The organism is Sphingobium sp. CFD-1, assembly GCF_024611115.1.
Classification (GTDB): domain Bacteria; phylum Pseudomonadota; class Alphaproteobacteria; order Sphingomonadales; family Sphingomonadaceae; genus Sphingobium; species Sphingobium baderi_A.
Map to the genome: position 1 here is coordinate 2005652 of NZ_CP084398.1, position 15171 is coordinate 2020822.

General features: G+C 65.2%; 12 protein-coding genes. All 12 read right to left on the minus strand.

The window, feature by feature from the left end; all coding sequences use genetic code 11:
- Positions 1-15 precede the first annotated feature (15 nt).
- Positions 16-1776 carry an MFS transporter gene (locus LDB26_RS10225; RefSeq protein ID WP_257538310.1) on the minus strand — a complete coding sequence of 587 codons (1761 nt, stop codon included), beginning with the start codon at positions 1774-1776 and terminating at the stop codon, positions 16-18.
- Complete coding sequence (locus LDB26_RS10230) at positions 1776-2528, minus strand: FkbM family methyltransferase (RefSeq protein ID WP_062066210.1); 753 nt, start codon at positions 2526-2528, stop codon at positions 1776-1778. The genes LDB26_RS10225 and LDB26_RS10230 overlap by 1 nt, the downstream gene beginning before the upstream one ends.
- A complete protein-coding gene (locus LDB26_RS10235; protein WP_257538312.1) occupies positions 2525-3670 on the minus strand; it encodes a glycosyltransferase family 4 protein in 1146 nt (381 codons plus the stop codon). Before LDB26_RS10235 ends, LDB26_RS10230 begins: the two co-directional genes overlap by 4 nt.
- Positions 3667-4959, minus strand: a complete 1293-nt coding sequence (locus LDB26_RS10240; protein ID WP_257542064.1) for a hypothetical protein — start codon at positions 4957-4959, stop codon at positions 3667-3669. Before LDB26_RS10240 ends, LDB26_RS10235 begins: the two co-directional genes overlap by 4 nt.
- Positions 4960-4991: 32 nt before the next feature.
- Entirely contained in the window at positions 4992-5744 is a 753-nt protein-coding gene (locus LDB26_RS10245) for a class I SAM-dependent methyltransferase (RefSeq protein ID WP_257538314.1), read from the minus strand.
- Between the two features lie 63 nt (positions 5745-5807).
- On the minus strand, positions 5808-6935 hold the full coding sequence (locus LDB26_RS10250; RefSeq protein ID WP_257538315.1) for a glycosyltransferase: 1128 nt from the start codon (positions 6933-6935) through the stop codon (positions 5808-5810).
- Positions 6936-6945: 10 nt separating this feature from the next.
- The gene (locus LDB26_RS10255; protein ID WP_062066222.1) at positions 6946-8295 is read right to left on the minus strand and encodes a sugar transferase; all 1350 of its coding nucleotides are present in this window, start codon (positions 8293-8295) and stop codon (positions 6946-6948) included.
- 289 nt (positions 8296-8584) lie between these two features.
- Positions 8585-10480 carry an XrtA/PEP-CTERM system amidotransferase gene (locus LDB26_RS10260; RefSeq protein WP_062066225.1) on the minus strand — a complete coding sequence of 632 codons (1896 nt, stop codon included), beginning with the start codon at positions 10478-10480 and terminating at the stop codon, positions 8585-8587.
- 11 nt (positions 10481-10491) lie between these two features.
- On the minus strand, positions 10492-12027 hold the full coding sequence (xrtA, locus tag LDB26_RS10265; RefSeq protein WP_062066228.1) for an exosortase A: 1536 nt from the start codon (positions 12025-12027) through the stop codon (positions 10492-10494).
- Positions 12024-13250 carry a TIGR03087 family PEP-CTERM/XrtA system glycosyltransferase gene (locus tag LDB26_RS10270; protein ID WP_257538316.1) on the minus strand — a complete coding sequence of 409 codons (1227 nt, stop codon included), beginning with the start codon at positions 13248-13250 and terminating at the stop codon, positions 12024-12026. The genes xrtA and LDB26_RS10270 overlap by 4 nt, the downstream gene beginning before the upstream one ends.
- Positions 13247-14317 carry a FemAB family XrtA/PEP-CTERM system-associated protein gene (locus LDB26_RS10275; protein WP_062066233.1) on the minus strand — a complete coding sequence of 357 codons (1071 nt, stop codon included), beginning with the start codon at positions 14315-14317 and terminating at the stop codon, positions 13247-13249. The genes LDB26_RS10270 and LDB26_RS10275 overlap by 4 nt, the downstream gene beginning before the upstream one ends.
- Positions 14314-15162 carry an XrtA system polysaccharide deacetylase gene (locus LDB26_RS10280; protein ID WP_257538317.1) on the minus strand — a complete coding sequence of 283 codons (849 nt, stop codon included), beginning with the start codon at positions 15160-15162 and terminating at the stop codon, positions 14314-14316. The genes LDB26_RS10275 and LDB26_RS10280 overlap by 4 nt, the downstream gene beginning before the upstream one ends.
- Between the last annotated feature and the right edge of the window lie 9 nt (positions 15163-15171).

Here is a 15171-nt window from a genome sequence, read left to right on the forward strand (position 1 = left end):
CCCTTCCCTGCGGCATCAAAGAACGTCGCCCGCCGCCTTGAAGGCATCCTCCAGCGTCGCGGGAAGCGGCGGCTGCACGGGCTTGTCGCAACCCACCACCTTCATATGCGCCCGCAGCGCATCCATCCGGCCCAGCTTCCAGCGCGCAAGCGGAACGCCGAGCGGGCGGAACTCCGCACGGTCGAACAATTCCACCACATAGTCGGCGCAGAGCTTGTCGACCTGATCCAACGTCAACATGCTAAGGTTCATGACCATGGGCCGCCCCGGCACGCCATTGCGCCCACGCACCAGATCCGTGACGAACAGACCTCCGCGCGGATCGACCAGCACGACATCGGCCTTCGACGCGTCGATCATGCGATGGCTCGCGGCATAGGGCGCGACGAAGAGATGGGTCCGCCAAGCAAGAAAACCAGCCGTAACCAGAGTGATGGCCAAGGCAATGAAGATCGGCCGCATCATCCCCGCCGGACGGAAACGCGCCCAGCCCAGCCCCGCAAGAAGGCAGAAGGGGCCGATGAAGCCATGGGCATAGCGATACCCCCAGCCATAGCCCTGGGCCAATGCCAGCCCACAGCCCGCCAGACAACCCAGAGCAAGCGGCAAGGCGATTTCCTGCCCTTTCAATGCCCTGCGCCAGCGCATCGCCGCCACGCCCAGCACCGCCAGCGGCACCATCAATATATTGTTCCACGCGATGAAGCGGGTCAGGTTGACTAGCGGCTGCCAGCGGTCGCCTAACCGCTCGAACAGGCTGCCGACCTTGTCAGCCACGCCTGCCGCCGGGCGCACGTCCATAGGCGGCCCCAGCACATGCGTCAGGAAACCGGGCCACAGCGTTGCCCAGACGATGACGATCAGGATCAGGATCAGAATATGGAAGGCCGCGACCGCCCATCGGCGCCCCAGCAGCATCCAGAGGATGAAGGGCGCGATGAAGATCGGCGGGAAATGCCACTGATGCAGCCCGGCCGCGACAAGCGCGACCAGACCCGCAACCAGATGGGACAGCCAGCCGCCCCGCAGCACCAGCGCCAGCCAGACCATGTTGAGCGCGAAATGCCCCGTCATGGCATAGGGCGTCATCGCCGTGATCCAGAGCTGCGTCGAAGACAGCCCCAGCAGCATCGTCACCCATACCGCATCGGGCCGGTCGGGAAAGAGATGGAGCGCCACCCGCCACAGCGCGATCAGTCCCGCGACCAGCAGCGCCGGCCCGGCCACATTGGGATCGCCCAGCTTCCAGAACAAGGCCTGGATTGCGCTGTTCACCGGCAGATAGGCCGCCGTCCAATAGTCCGCAGCGCCGAAGGGCGAGAAGAATTCCGGCATGATGGCGCGGCGATAGCCTTCCCATTCGGCCGGGATGGGGCGGGCGAACAATCCTTCGCGGATATAGGCGGCCGCAAAGCGGGCAACCTCCTCATCGCGCGAGATGGCATAGTTTTGAAACAACAGATAATGCCCGGCCCACGCCACCAGCCCGAACACCACCACCAGCGGAATGATGATGCGCGACCGGGGAGCGGGCAGTCCGAACCCCTTCCCTTCCGCGAAAGGCATTGCCAGCGCGAGCAGCAACAGAGCGATCAGCAACGCGGGGAAATCCTGATCCAGGAACAGGATCACCGGCAGGCTGGCCCCCTGCCCGAACGTGATGTGCCACAGGAATGTCGCGATCAGCCAGAAGGCAAGGCCCAGCCCGCCCACCTGGAACAGCGTGAACGCGCCTATCCGGGAAGGGCCGCCTGTTCCTTGATCACGTCCCCCCATCAATCCGCCGCCGCCAGCAATGCCTGATTGACGAAAATGCCGTCCATCTCGACCAGCAAGGGGAAATGCCCTTTATTATTGGCGAAAAAGGCCGAAGGGACGAAGCCATGTTCCGCCAGCCAGTCGATCATGGCGCGATAGCCCGTCCCGCCCTCATAAATAGGCCGCACACCCAATTCCGTCTGAACGCCCGTCATGACGCCCAGCGCCGATGCCGCCCCTTCGCACACGGCGAGGTCGTGGCCTTGCGTATCCATCTTAAGGAAGGGGCATGTAAAGCCATGCGCCGCCTGCAATTCCGGCAACAGGCTTTCGAGGCGGCGACAGGCCATATCGACGGTGCGCGTGACCTTGTTGCGGTCCGCGAAAATGGCGTCCTGACCGGCGGCGGGCTTTTTCAGCGAGCTGAACTGGTCGGCCGCCATGATGTTGAAGCTGGCCGTGCCATCGAAGTCGGACAGGGCCATGTTGAAGACATGCCAGCGCCTGTCCGCAGCAGCATGGCGGGAAAGCTCCGCGAAAATATCGGGATTGGGTTCGAAGGACAGGATCGTGCCGGTAAAGGCCGCATCCTTGCGGAGCATGGTCGCATATTGCCCGCGATTGGCGCCCACATCGAAAACGCAGTCCACGTTGAACGCGCTCAGAAAGCGCCGTAGCGCCTGGATTTCGGGATATTGATGAACGCGCCCACCCATGGCGAGACGCATCGCCCGCCACCGGTCGGACAGTTCGCGAGCGTAGCGGCTCATGTCCGGGCAGCCATGGCTTTGCGGTAGATGTCGATCGTCGCCAAGGCCATGTCCTTCCAGTCGCCCATATCTTCTCCATAGGCGTGCGCCTGCCCACCCCTCGCCTGCCTGATGGCGGGGCTTTGCAGGAGCGGCAAGAGGGCTTGTGCGAGGGCGGGCGCATTTCCCGCCGGAAAGCGGATCGCCACGGCCTCCGGCAACGTGGCGAACATGCCCGCATCGGACGTCACCATCGCCTTGCCATGATGAAGCGCGGACAGAAACGCGCCGCTTGAATCGATATGGCGATAGGGAAAGACGATGATGTCCGCCTTCGCCATATGCGCGTCCAGCCGCTGTTCGCGCAGGAAGCCCAAGTCGCAGATCAGCCTGTCACCAAAGCCCGCCCGGCGCACGCCCTCCATCAGCGGGGCGATGTCCATGAAGGGCTTTCCGGCCAGCACCAGCTCAAAATCATGTCCGCCCTGCCACAGGGAAAGGCATGCTTCGATCAACAGGTCGACGCCCTTATAAGGACGGATCGTGCCGAAGAACAGCACACGCGGGCGCATGGGATCGGGAACGCTTGCCAAATCGTCGGGCATGGCCGGCGCGAGCCGCATGGGTGGATGGGCCGTCACATGGATGCGGTCGACGGAAACCCCTTGCGCGACCAGCGCCTCCCGCGTGGTGTCGCCATGGACGATCAGCGCATCGAACAGATCGAGCAGCGCGCGATAGCCCCGTCCCTGAAACCCTGCATCGGCATGATAGGCATCGACATTATGGACGGTGTGGACGAGCGCCACTCTGCGGCGCAGACGGCGCAGCAGCAGCCTGTCGGCGGGCGCGAGTGGAAGCCACTGAAAATGAAGCACATCGGCGCGGGCCAGATCCTCGGTCTTGCCGAGCGCGCTGGTCCATCCATATTCGGCGGCTTTTAGAAGACGAAAGACGCGCCCTTCTCCCAGCCGGCCCCGCACAGCTTCGCTGCGGCGGAAGAAGCGGGGAACGTAGCGGTAATGCTGCGGAATGAAGGCGTCCGTCGGGCGCACGGGGCGACCCAGAAGCGCCACGTCCTCTCCCGCCGCGCCCATGGCCGCGCAGAGGCTGTCATCATAGCGCCCTGTAAAGAGCGAGGGATCGACCATGGCGATCTTCAAGAACGCACCTCTCGCATGAGACGGCGGAGCGACAGGGCATGCAGCGACGCCACCACCGCCAGCGTCGCGGCATAAAGGAACAGGAAGGCGGAATCGAAATACTGCGGCCACAAGGAGCGCGCCAGCGGCACGCTCAGCAGCGACCCCGCCAGAAAGGGCAACGACCGCCGCAACAGAAGCGAGAAACGCCCGAGCGCCGCCTGCACATAGACGGACACGCAAATGACGGCGAGCGCCAGCAGGGCAAGGTCGATCAGCAGCAGTTCGGTCAAGCCGATGGCCGCCCGACCGTCGAACAGCCGGTCGAACAGCCAGCGGCCGACCAGCAGAAGCGCGGCCGATGCCCCCACCGCAAAGAACAGGGCCACCGCCAGCGCCCGCCCCATCAACTGTCGCAGGCGCGGGCCGTCCCCGGCATGGAAAGCGCGGGTGATGCGGGGAAGCGCCGCCTCCACAGCAGCCCGCACCAGCATGGAGAGCGCCCGCGACATCTTGAAGAAGAAATCGAACAACAGCATCGGACGCGCATCGCTGGTGGCGGCGGCGATGGTGAAATAGGGCGCGTTATAGGCGATTATGTCCGACATGGTGAACGCCGCCGACGCGCCGATGTCGCGCAGATAATGCCGCCGCACATGGCCGCCGCCGACACGGAAAGCGAACCAGTGCGCGCGCCGCATCTTCAACCGATTGTGGACCAGGGCGATGGCATAGCCGATGACGGCGATGCTGACGCCCAGTTGCAGCGCGACCGACAGCCGCGGGTCCAGCCCGCCGAGAATCGCGAGCAGCAGCGCGATCGTCATGACCCGCCGCAGGCAATCGAGCGCTTCCCAGATGAAATTGCCATCCACCGCCGCCAATGCCCGCTTGGCCAGCAAGGCCGGCAGGTTGAGGCAGGCGGACAGGAAGAAAAGGAGGAAGAGCAGCGGCATGGCCGTCTTCAGCCCGCCCGCCGCCAGAGCGATCAGCAAGATCAGCACGCCGCCCGTGATCAGCAGGCCCAGGAAGAGGAACAGGATGCCCATTTCCTCCAGTCGGAAGCCGCTGTCCTCCGTCGCCGCATCGCTGCCCAGCCAGTGCCGCCGCAGCCGGGCGTAGATGATGCTGGTGAGGCCAAACTCCGCCGAGATGGTGAAATTGCCGAACGCGACGAGCAGCAGGAACGCCTGAAACTCCGTCAGCGGCAACACGCGGACAAAGACATAGGTGACGGCGAAACCCCAGATCAGCACCAATCCCACATTGGCGAGCTTCACGAGCGCCAGGATGCGCGCCGACCCCTCCATGCGGGCGAGCAGCCCTCCGGCTGCCTGGGCGCTCACCGGAGCGATGCTCCGCCAGGCTTGCGGGCGCGGAACAGCCGGTCGTCCAGCGCGTAGAGACGGCGCATATCGGCGCCGATGGAGGCCGCGTCGATTTCCTCCAGGTCGAAACCCGCCTGCCGGATGCGATCGGCGAAATCGGGACCATATTGACGCACATGGTCCCATTGGCCGAAACGCCGCTCCCGCTCGCGCGGGGGGATGTCGAAGCTGCCATCCTCGGTCGGCCTGTCCCAGAGGGGCACGATCAGCCATGCCTCGCCGCCCGGTTTCAATGCGCGCAGGATGTTGCCGAGCACGGCGCGGTCATCGGGCACATGCTCCATCACATGGCTGGCGTAGAACAGGTCGTAGCGATCCGTCTCACTGAGTTCCATGAGGTCGACGCGCCGCATGGCCGGGACCGTGTAGCGGGCGGGGTCAATGTCAGCGGGGACATAGTCTTTCGCGGCGGAAAAACGGCGGACAAGGCTGGCTTCATTGGGCGCCATGTGCAGGATCGCGCCATCGACGGGCACGCTCAGAACGCCCTGCGCGATCAGGTGGTTCATCAGCCTCTCACGCGGGGAAGCGCCACATTCCGGGCAACCCCATTCGGCATTGTCGCCATAGCGAAAGAAACCAATGACCGTCCGCCCGCAGGCCGGGCAGCCGCGATCAGGACGCGCGCCCAGCGCCTTGCGGAGTTTCAGCCCCGTTTTCGTCAGATGCTTGCCGGCGGCTTTTGCGACCCGCTGAACAGTAATCACGCCATTCTCCGCATGAGGACAGGGACCGGCCTATACAATATGCACCGGCTTTGGCGAGGGGGATCAGCGCGACTTGGCCGGATTCCATATGGTGACGGTGCGGCCACGCATCGCCTTCATGACGCCCTGCAAGGTGGCGGCATAGGCAATGAGAATGTCCGCGAGCGCCGCAAGCGGGCCGCCTCTGGCACGAAAGGCGATCCCTGCGAGCAGGGCCGCCGCCAGCAGGGCCGCGCCGAAGAGCAAGGGCGAAATGCGCCATGCCAGCGCCGCCGCCGCCACTCCGCCCGTCAGGATGAACAGACCGCCGAACCAGCGGATGATCTTGCGCGAGGCATATTTGAAGCGGTCGAGCGCCTTCATGCGGCGGAGTTGCGGGCGCAAATGGCTGTGGGTGTGCCATGCGCGGGCGGCGATGCGGACCTTGCGCCGATATTCGTCGCCCCGCGCAGCTACGAGCCGTTCGCGGGCGATCACATCCTTCGCCTTGACCAGACGCCGCCCCGCGAAGATCACGGCCATCGACACGGTAAGGTCATCCAGCACGCTGTCGGGGAAATCCGGGTAGAGCGAACGGCGGATGGAGAAGATCGAACCGTCCGCGCCCAGCACGTTGCCGGTGCGCGATTCCTCGTCCTTCAGCCGTTCCTCCATCCGCCAGTAGAGGGAGCCGACCGAGGCGGTGGCGCTTTCGTCCTCTCCCACATAATGCAGCGATCCCAGCACACCGCCGATCTCAGGGTCCGCATAGCGGGCGAGCAGATTGTCGACGGCGTCGGCGTCCAGCAGCACGTTGGCGTCAGTGAAGATCAGCACATCGCCACGCGCCCGGGCGGCAAGTTGCTTCATGCCGTGCGCCTTGCCGCTGCGGCCCGGCCCCCGGATCAGGGTGACAAGATCGCCCGGCCCTTCGATCAGCGCGGCGGTATCGTCCGATGATCCGTCGTCGAAGGCCCATATTTCAAGGCCAGGGTGACGGGCCTTCAGCATCGCCAGATTGGCGAGCTTTTCCGGCATCGCTGCGGCTTCGTTATAGGCGCAGAAAAGGAGCGAGGCGGTTGGGGCCGTGCCGGGAAGCGGTTGCTCCGTCTTTGCCGGAAGCGCGCGCAGGATCAACGGATAAAACAGGAACGGCCACGCCACTGCCGCCAGCGCCAGCAGCAGGATAAGAACGAGGATCAGATCGACCATCGTCACCCGTTCAGTAGGCCTTGTGATGGACGACCACGCCCAGCGTCATGACGATGATGCGGATGTCGCGCAGGATCGACCATTCGGTCACATATTCAAGATCGGACTGGAGGCGGTCGATCAGATCCTGATGATGATCGGTCGAACCGCGATGCCCCCGCACCTGCGCGAGGCCGGTCATGCCGGGCTTGATGCAATGGCGTTCCCAATAGCGGGCGTCGACTTCCCAATAGAGGCTGTCCCCCGCCTTGGCCGCCGCGGCGTGAGGGCGCGGGCCTACGATGCTCATGTCGCCGCGCAGGACGTTGAAGAGTTGGGGCAGTTCGTCAATGCTGGTGCGACGCAGGAAACGGCCGACCGGGGTCAGGCGATCGTCGTCGCGGGCGGTGAGCTTGTCCGCCTTGCGGTCGCTGGCCTCCGTCCGCATCGAGCGGAATTTGTAGATGTTAAAGGGGCGGGCGTCGCGGCCGATGCGCGGCTGGCGGAAGAGGACCGGACCGGGGCTGGTGAGCTTCACCGCCAGCGCGGCGGCGATCAGGACGGGCGACAGGGCGATGGTCGCGGCGCTCGCCACTGCCACGTCGAACAGCCGCTTGATGATGCGGTCGCGAAACTGGAAAGGACCGCCGGCGACGACGATGGTGGGCTGGCCATCGCACTCGTCCACTCGCGCCGGAGCGAAGCGGAGCATTTCTGGCACGACGATCTCACCTCGCGCCGACAGGGACTTGAGCGCCACCGACCAGTCATCCATGCGTTCGAGCGGGCAGGCAACGATGACCCGCTCCGCCATGCCCACCGCAGCGGCGAGGCGGGCCGCCATGTCGGCATCGTGATTTTCGGGGTGGAGATTGGCGGCGTCGGCGGCAATGACCAGCATGTGCGGGCCGGTATCGATCGCCACGCCATCCATGATGACGGCGGTCAGATGCGGCACTTCGCCCAGCAGCCTGTCGCCAAGGCGCGCAATGGCGAGGCGCACCATGGCTACGCCAACGGCCGACAGCAGCAAGCCGGTCAGGAAGGTCAGGCGCGAAAGCTGTTCCGCGATCTTGCCCAGATAGACGATGAGCAGCATCAGCAAGGCCGCCTGCGCCAAGGCCAGCAGCGCGCGGAAGGCAGCGCGGCGCACATCCTCCAGCATGTGAATGCCATAGGCCCCGCCCTGCACGGCAAGCAGCGTATAAAGCGGCGCGATCATGGCGAACATGACGAGGCCATGGGGCTTGCCCGGTTCGCCCGCCCAGGCGCCCAGCACGAGGAAATTGGCAATGAGGAAGGACAGGAACAGCGCAGCCATGTCCGACAACAGACACAGCAAATAAAGCCTCAGCCGCACGATTTCCTTGGAGATGGTCACTGGTGCGCCCAATCGGTTCCCTCTTCCGGCGCTCCGTGGCACCGTGGGGCGATGGTTGCAAGGGTTTAGGGCGAGAGGATGCCGCGAGTTTGCAAGCTCACACGGATGCGGCGGCGATTTTCGGCCAGTTGGGGACGTCGCACCCACCTCCGTTCGTCCTGAACGAGCCGAAGCACATGATAAAACCGGGCCGTTGCGCGCGTCCTTCGACAGGCTCACGACGAACGGAGGTCCACAAAGCGCGCAATCCGCGATCCACCCCCAACCGTCATTCAGCGTCGCGCGAAACCTAAAGCCCGAAAAGCCGCCCCAGAGCCTTGTCCAGCATCACCAGTTGCCAGAGCAGGCGGCCATGGTCGGCAAGGCCCGATCTGTGGTCGGCGGCGACCTTGCCCAGCAGCTTGGTGTCGAACCAGCCCGTCTTGGCCAGTGCAGATCCGCCCGCGACCGCCGTCGCTTCCCCCGCCAGCGGCCCACGGAACCAGTCGCTGATGGGCGTCACGAAACCCATTTTCGGGCGGTAGAGAATATCCTGCGGCAGATAAGGCTCCATCGCCTTCTTCATCAGATATTTGCCGCTATTGCCCCGGATGCGCTGCGATACCGGCAGGCGGGCGGCGAACTCGACGATACGGTGGTCGAGCAGCGGCTCACGCGCCTCCAGGCTGACGGCCATGCTCATCCGGTCGGTCTTGGTGAGTATGTCGCCGGGGAGCCAGATGCGGATGTCGGCATATTGCGCCCGGTCCAGCGCGTCGCGTGCGGGCGCATTCGCCATCGCCGCGATATAACGATCCTCCGCCCGGTAAGCGCCCAGCGCCGTTTTCACATCCTGCGTGAAGAGACGGCGGCGCAGGTCATAGGGGGTGACGCCGACCGAGGCCGCATAGGCTTCCCCGCCCTCCCCCGCCAGTTCGAGCAGGGTCGATTTGGCGCGCAGCGGGCGCGGCGCCCAATCGGCCTTGGGATAATAGCGGCCCAACGTGCCGAATACGGATTGGCGCAATCGGGCGGGCAGCAAGGCGCGCACACGCTCCCCCTGCATCTGGAAACGGTGGCGGCGGTAGCCTGCGAAGGCTTCGTCCGCGCCGTCGCCGGACAGGGCGACCGTCACTTGCTCACGCGCCAGTTCGCACACGCGATAGGTGGGAAGCGCGGAGGCGTCGGCGAAAGGCTCATCAAAATGGAAGGCCAGCGTGTCGATCAGGCTATAATCGTCGGGCGAGACGATGCGGGAGCGGTGATCGGTGGCGAAGCGGCGGGCAATGCGGTCGGCATAGGCCGTTTCGTCCAGCGATGCGACGTCGAAGCCGATGGTGCAGGTTTTGACCGCCTGTTTCGACGCTTCGGCCATCAGCGCCACGACGCTGGAACTGTCCACGCCGCCGGAGAGGAATGCGCCCAGCGGCACGTCCGCCACCATGCGGGACCGCACCGCCTGCCGCATCAGGGCGACCAGTTCCTCTTCCAGTTCGGCCGGTTTCGACTTTGTGCGGTCGGCGAAGCTCACGTCCCAATAGCGTTGCGGATTCGACACGGGGCGTCCGCGCACGAGGCGGAGCGTTTCCCCCGCGCCCAGCTTCTTCACGCCCGCGACGAGGCAGGCGTCGTCGGGAATATAGCCATAGGCCATATAATCCTCGACCGCCGAAATATCCGGGGCGCGGCGGAGCAGCGGATGGGCGAGCAGGCTTTTCAGTTCCGATCCAAAGATCAGGCTACCGTCCGACAGCAACGCATAATGCAGCGGCTTCACCCCCAGCCGGTCGCGCGCCATCCAGAGCGACTGCGCCCGCGCGTCGAACAGGGCGAAGGCGAACATGCCGTGGAAGCGTTCGACGCACGCTTCGCCCCATTGCCGATAACCGTGGAGGATGACTTCGGTGTCGCTGTGGGTGCGGAAGACATGGCCCTTGTCCTCCAGTTCCGCCCGCACTTCCGCGAAATTGTAGATCTCGCCATTAAAAACGACGGCAAGGCTTTCATCCTCCGTCAGCATCGGCTGCGCGCCGGCGGCAAGGTCTATGATGGAAAGGCGAAGGTGGCCAAGGCCCACGCCAGGCGCTGTCCAGACGCCGCTGCCGTCCGGGCCGCGATAGGGCATCGCGTCCAGCATCGCCCGTACCCGCGACGGATCGACCGGCTTTGCCGTTTCAAGATGAAAAATACCCGCTATCCCGCACATGCGAAAGGGCTTTAGCGTATGCCGACGCTGCGGTCAGCCAAATCCTTCACATTGCCGAGATCAGCCAGAAAAGCAGATATCGCCTTGCTGGCGGGCTGGCCTTCCCGTTCTTCCGCCGACACCAATATGGCGGCGGCGCGCTGGTCGCCGCCGAGCAGGCGGGCCTGCATGGTCGCCATCTTGACCTGTGGCTTGCTTCCGGTGGGCTCGCCGGAGCCGACCGTGAAGACGCTGACTACATCGCGCACGACGGGGCCCGGAGCGGTGATCTGCTCGCCGAGCGCGTTTTTCGGCGCGGATGCGGGGGAGGACCAGACCCATTGCCGGTCGGGATCGACGGCGCCTTGCCCGAAGCCAACCAGTTCGCGCCCCTCCTCCTGCCGATCATAGGTCGCGATGGCGAGGTCCACCACCTGCCCCGCCGCATTCCGATAGCGGGCCATGACAAAATGATCCGCGCCGTCGAAGCGCGGCCTCCATGGATAGCGTTGCGGCGCGTCGGCGCGGGTCCATCCATTGACTTCAGGCAGGCGAAGCGTTGACGGGAGAGGTTCGCCCCCCGCCGCGGTCGCCGCGAGCCATAGCGGGGCCGCGACGATGAGCGCCAGCGCGGCTCCGGCGATGGTCCCCGTAGGAGCGACTGCGCGTACTTTGCCCTGCAAATCGCGGGGATCGAACCAGGGGTCGCCTGGCTTGCGGTCGAAAAAGGGCCAGGCGGTCGCCATCACGATGGCGAGGATGATCGCGAAGAACACCCAACCATAAACGACATGGTCGAAACCGACCGCTGCATCCACCGTGGTCATATGGGCGACGAGAATGGTCGCGAAAGCGCGGACTCCATTCGCCAGCACGGAAAGCGACAACGCGCCCGCCATGAAGATCAGGCGGCGGGGCCATGTGCGGAAGCAGACATTGCACACCAGCATGCCATAAGCCGTCATCGCGATCAGGAACTTCGCGCCGGAACAGGCTTCGGCCACTTCGAAATAGCCGGTGGGCGTAGTGATGAAGATGCCGTCCAGATGCGCGGGGACGCCTGCCCCGGTCAGGAACAGCATGGAAAGGCGCGCCGTCACAAGCTGAAGATGCGGGACCAGTTCTTCGCCAAAGGGCACCATGAAGAAGGCGTAGAAAAGTGGAAAGGCCAAAGCACGGGCCACCATTGGCCCCAGCAGGGCGATCGTCGCGCCCTGAAGCATGACGACCAGCGCGCCATGGCGGATCAGGGCGACGCCCGCCGCTTCGCCCACCAGCCATGCCAGCACGCCAGCGCCCAGCCAGAGCAGGCCAGGCGGCCAGGCAACCGGCTGCAACTGCCGAAGGCCAGGAATGCGCTGCTGCACCAGCCAGCCGACCAGCAACGGCACGAACAGACAATGGCCGAAGGTGGAGCTGTTCCACCAGATCGCCGCCATGCTTTGAACATCGGCGAAGAAGAGCGTCACGATGACCAGTGCGACCACGCCCAGCGCGGTCAGATGGCCGCGCCAGCCGGTCAGTTCCATCCGGCGCGCCTGCATGAAGGAAAGAGCCTGTTCGTTCATGCCGCGCGCGCGTCCTTTTCCTGTTTGCCCAACAGCAGGCCGGGCACGGCGCGCAGCGTCGCCGACCAGCGATAGCGTTGCTCCATGCGGAAGCGGGCCGCCTGCGCCAGGCGCGCCGCTTTGGTGGGATCGGCAAGCAGGGCGATGATCTTCGCGGCTTCCTCGGCCGGATCAGCTGCGATCAGGAAATGGATTTCATCCTGCGCGTCGATCCCCTCGGCGGCTTGCGGGGATGCGACGACGGGGCGGGCCATGGCCATGGCTTCGAGCACCTTGTTCTGGATGCCCCGCGCAATGCGGAGCGGCGCGACGACCACATCCGCCGCCGCCAGCCAGCCGCGCACATCGGGGACGGAGCCGGTCACGATCACGCCCGGAAGGTCGGCGAGAGCTTCGACGGATTTGGCGGGATTGCGGCCGACTATGGCGAAACGGGCCTGCGGATGGGCGGAGCGGATGGCGGGGAAGCTTTCACGCGCGAAGCTCTCCACCGCTTCGACATTAGGGCGGTAGTCCATCTGGCCGGTGAAGACGAGCAGCGGTCCCCCGCCCTTTTCGACAGCGGGGAAGCCGGCGGCGGGATCGAAATAGTCCAGCGCCACGCCATTTTCGATGGCGATGACCTTGGCCGGTCCCTGCCCGCTTGCCTGGCGGAACAGAGCGGCTTCGGCTTCGCTGACGAAGGCGCAGATGTCGGCGCGGGCGGCGACGGATTTCTCGAAATCGAGAAGGAGGCGGCCTTCGCGCCGGTTGATCCACGCCATCGGGCCGGAGCCTTCCGCGCCATAGGCGGCATATTTCGCGGAGTCGAAGTCGACGAAATCCATCAGGAAGCGTACGCCCTGCGGCAAGGCGGGCACGAAATGCGCCATCTGCGCGGAATAAGCGACGACGGCGGCGATGGGCCTTTCCGCCATGACCCGGGCGACCCAGCGATGCAGGCCGGGATGGTCGAACAGGGAAACCAGCAGCGGCTGCCCCTTGGCAAGGCCGGAAAGGCCCGCCGTCACGCGCGAACGATCGCGCATCAGCACGCACTGGCTGGCGGTGAAGGCGGCCATTTCCTGCGCGAAGCCCATGTCGCGCTGGTCATCGGCGAAGCACCCGACATGAACCGGCCCGACCTCCGCCAGCCTTTTCAGGAGATGATAGGAACGGATCTTGTCACCCCGATCCGGCGGAAAGGGGATGCGATGACAAAGGAACAGTATCTCGCCGGTCATCCCAGCCCCCGCGAAATATAGGGACCGATGAGGTTGGCGACAGGCAGCGGCAGCTTCTTCCACAGGTCGATACGGCGCTGATATTTGGCGCTTTGCGGGCTGATGTCGCGCTTCTCGCCGGTGGGGGACCAGCTATGATAGGAAAGCGGCTGGGGATCGAAGCCGAAGCTTTTCTTCCATGCCGCCTGCCCGCTGCCCGCCTTGGACCGGCCGAAGTCGAACAGCCGCATCCCGCGCGCCCGGCCGTGGCTCATCAGGCGGTAATACATGAGTTCGTTGGAGCGCAGCCGCCGCGCATCCTGCACGCCGCCGCCCCAATAGGGCATCACCCGGTCGCCATGGTAAAGCGTCAGCACGGCGGAAACCGGGCGGTCGCCTTCATAGACGATGGTGAAATCCGCGTCCTCGCCGAAACGGGCCAATATTTCGCGGAACAGCCGGGCGGGAAAGACCGGCGTGCCAAGGTTGCGGACGCTTTCGCCATAGACGCGGTAATGGTCGCGGATATGGCGCGGTTCGCGGCCATGTTCGACGCGCAGCGCAGGATTGGCGAGCGCCTTGCGAAGTTCGGCGCGATGCTTGCGCGGAACGGCGAGCAGTTCCGCTTCGTCATCGGCGGCAAGCGGGCGGACGAAGCCCAGATGCTCATTCTCGCGACGTTCCCAATGCGCCGCGGGGGATGGGCCGCCCCGCAGTTCGATCGACAGCCCTCCCTTCGCCCTTGCAATATCTTCCGCCGACCGGACCAGAGCAGCAAGGCTGGAAGGATCATCCGCCAATATGCCGCCATCCACCGCGAAGGCGGAGGATACCAGCGCCTGTCCGAAAAGACGGCTCTTTACGTGATGCAGGGGCAGCAGGCCCACGATCCGGCCCGAAGGCGCAACCGCCGCCAACAGATGGCAGCGGTGCCCGGTAGCTTCTTCCACGCCCAGCAGCCACGCGGGCCGATGGAAAGGCGTGCCATCGGCATGGCCCCGCACATAATCGTCCGCCGCCTGCCCCTGCGCCGGATCGCGCAGGTCCAGCGCCGTCACCGCCAGGTCGGCCCGATTGCCTGTCCTCATGACGCGCGCTCCGCTTCCTGATCGGCCAGCGCATCCACCCGGCTCCACGCGAAATCGCGCGTCAGGCGGCGCAGCTTGCCCGCCATGGCCGAAAGATTGCTATAGTGCCGCACCCGCGAGCGCAGCGGGGCACCCGCCACGCGGGGCTGGCCGGCATCAATCTCCCACGGATGGAAATAGAAAATGGCGGGACGATTTTCCTGCCCGTTCACCTGCCGGATCGCCCAGTGCGAAAAGCCATAGGGCAACAGGCGGAAAAAGCCCCCTCCCCCCGCCGCCAGCGTCCGTCCGGCAAGGCGCGCTGTCGTAACGGGAAGCTCCACCAGCGGCGCGTCCTTCACCGGCTTCCATGCGAAGCGCGGAGAATCGGGCCAGCCATAATGATCGTGGCGGATCGGCGCGACGCTGCTGGAATAGCGATAGCCCTCCTCAGCCAGAATCCGGTGCGCCCATGGCGTGCGCGGGTCGATGGAGAAACTGGGCGCGCGATAGCCGGTCACGGCCTGTCCGCTCGCATCCTCAAGGATGGCGCGGGATTTGCGGAGATCAGCGCGAAACTGCTCCGGCGTGAAGGTAAAGACGCGGGCATGGTCGTAGCCATGGCTCGCCACCTCATGACCCGCAGCGGCGATGCGGCGCAGAAGCGCGGGATAGCGCTCCGCCACCCAGCCCAGGGTGAAGAAGGTCGCGGTCACGCCTGCCGCGTCGAACAGCTCCAGCACGGCATCGGTGTTGCGCTCGACGCGGTGGGTCAGGCTGTCCCAGTCATCGCGGCGAATCGTGCGCTCGAACGCGCCGACCTGGAACCAGTCCTCCACATCGACAGACAAGGCGTTGCGTATCATTCCCTTCCC

Excerpts from the sequence above, each read along its gene's own strand:
- LDB26_RS10225 (WP_257538310.1), bottom strand. The coding sequence starts at position 1,776 with ATGGGGGGACGTGATCAAGGAACAGGCGGCCCTTCCCGGATAGGCGCG.
- LDB26_RS10230 (WP_062066210.1), bottom strand. The coding sequence starts at position 2,528 with ATGAGCCGCTACGCTCGCGAACTGTCCGACCGGTGGCGGGCGATGCGT.
- LDB26_RS10240 (WP_257542064.1), bottom strand. The coding sequence starts at position 4,959 with ATGGAGGGGTCGGCGCGCATCCTGGCGCTCGTGAAGCTCGCCAATGTG.
- LDB26_RS10250 (WP_257538315.1), bottom strand. The coding sequence starts at position 6,935 with ATGGTCGATCTGATCCTCGTTCTTATCCTGCTGCTGGCGCTGGCGGCA.
- LDB26_RS10260 (WP_062066225.1), bottom strand. The coding sequence starts at position 10,480 with ATGTGCGGGATAGCGGGTATTTTTCATCTTGAAACGGCAAAGCCGGTC.
- xrtA (WP_062066228.1), bottom strand. The coding sequence starts at position 12,027 with ATGAACGAACAGGCTCTTTCCTTCATGCAGGCGCGCCGGATGGAACTG.
- LDB26_RS10270 (WP_257538316.1), bottom strand. The coding sequence starts at position 13,250 with ATGACCGGCGAGATACTGTTCCTTTGTCATCGCATCCCCTTTCCGCCG.
- LDB26_RS10275 (WP_062066233.1), bottom strand. The coding sequence starts at position 14,317 with ATGAGGACAGGCAATCGGGCCGACCTGGCGGTGACGGCGCTGGACCTG.
- LDB26_RS10280 (WP_257538317.1), bottom strand. The coding sequence starts at position 15,162 with ATGATACGCAACGCCTTGTCTGTCGATGTGGAGGACTGGTTCCAGGTC.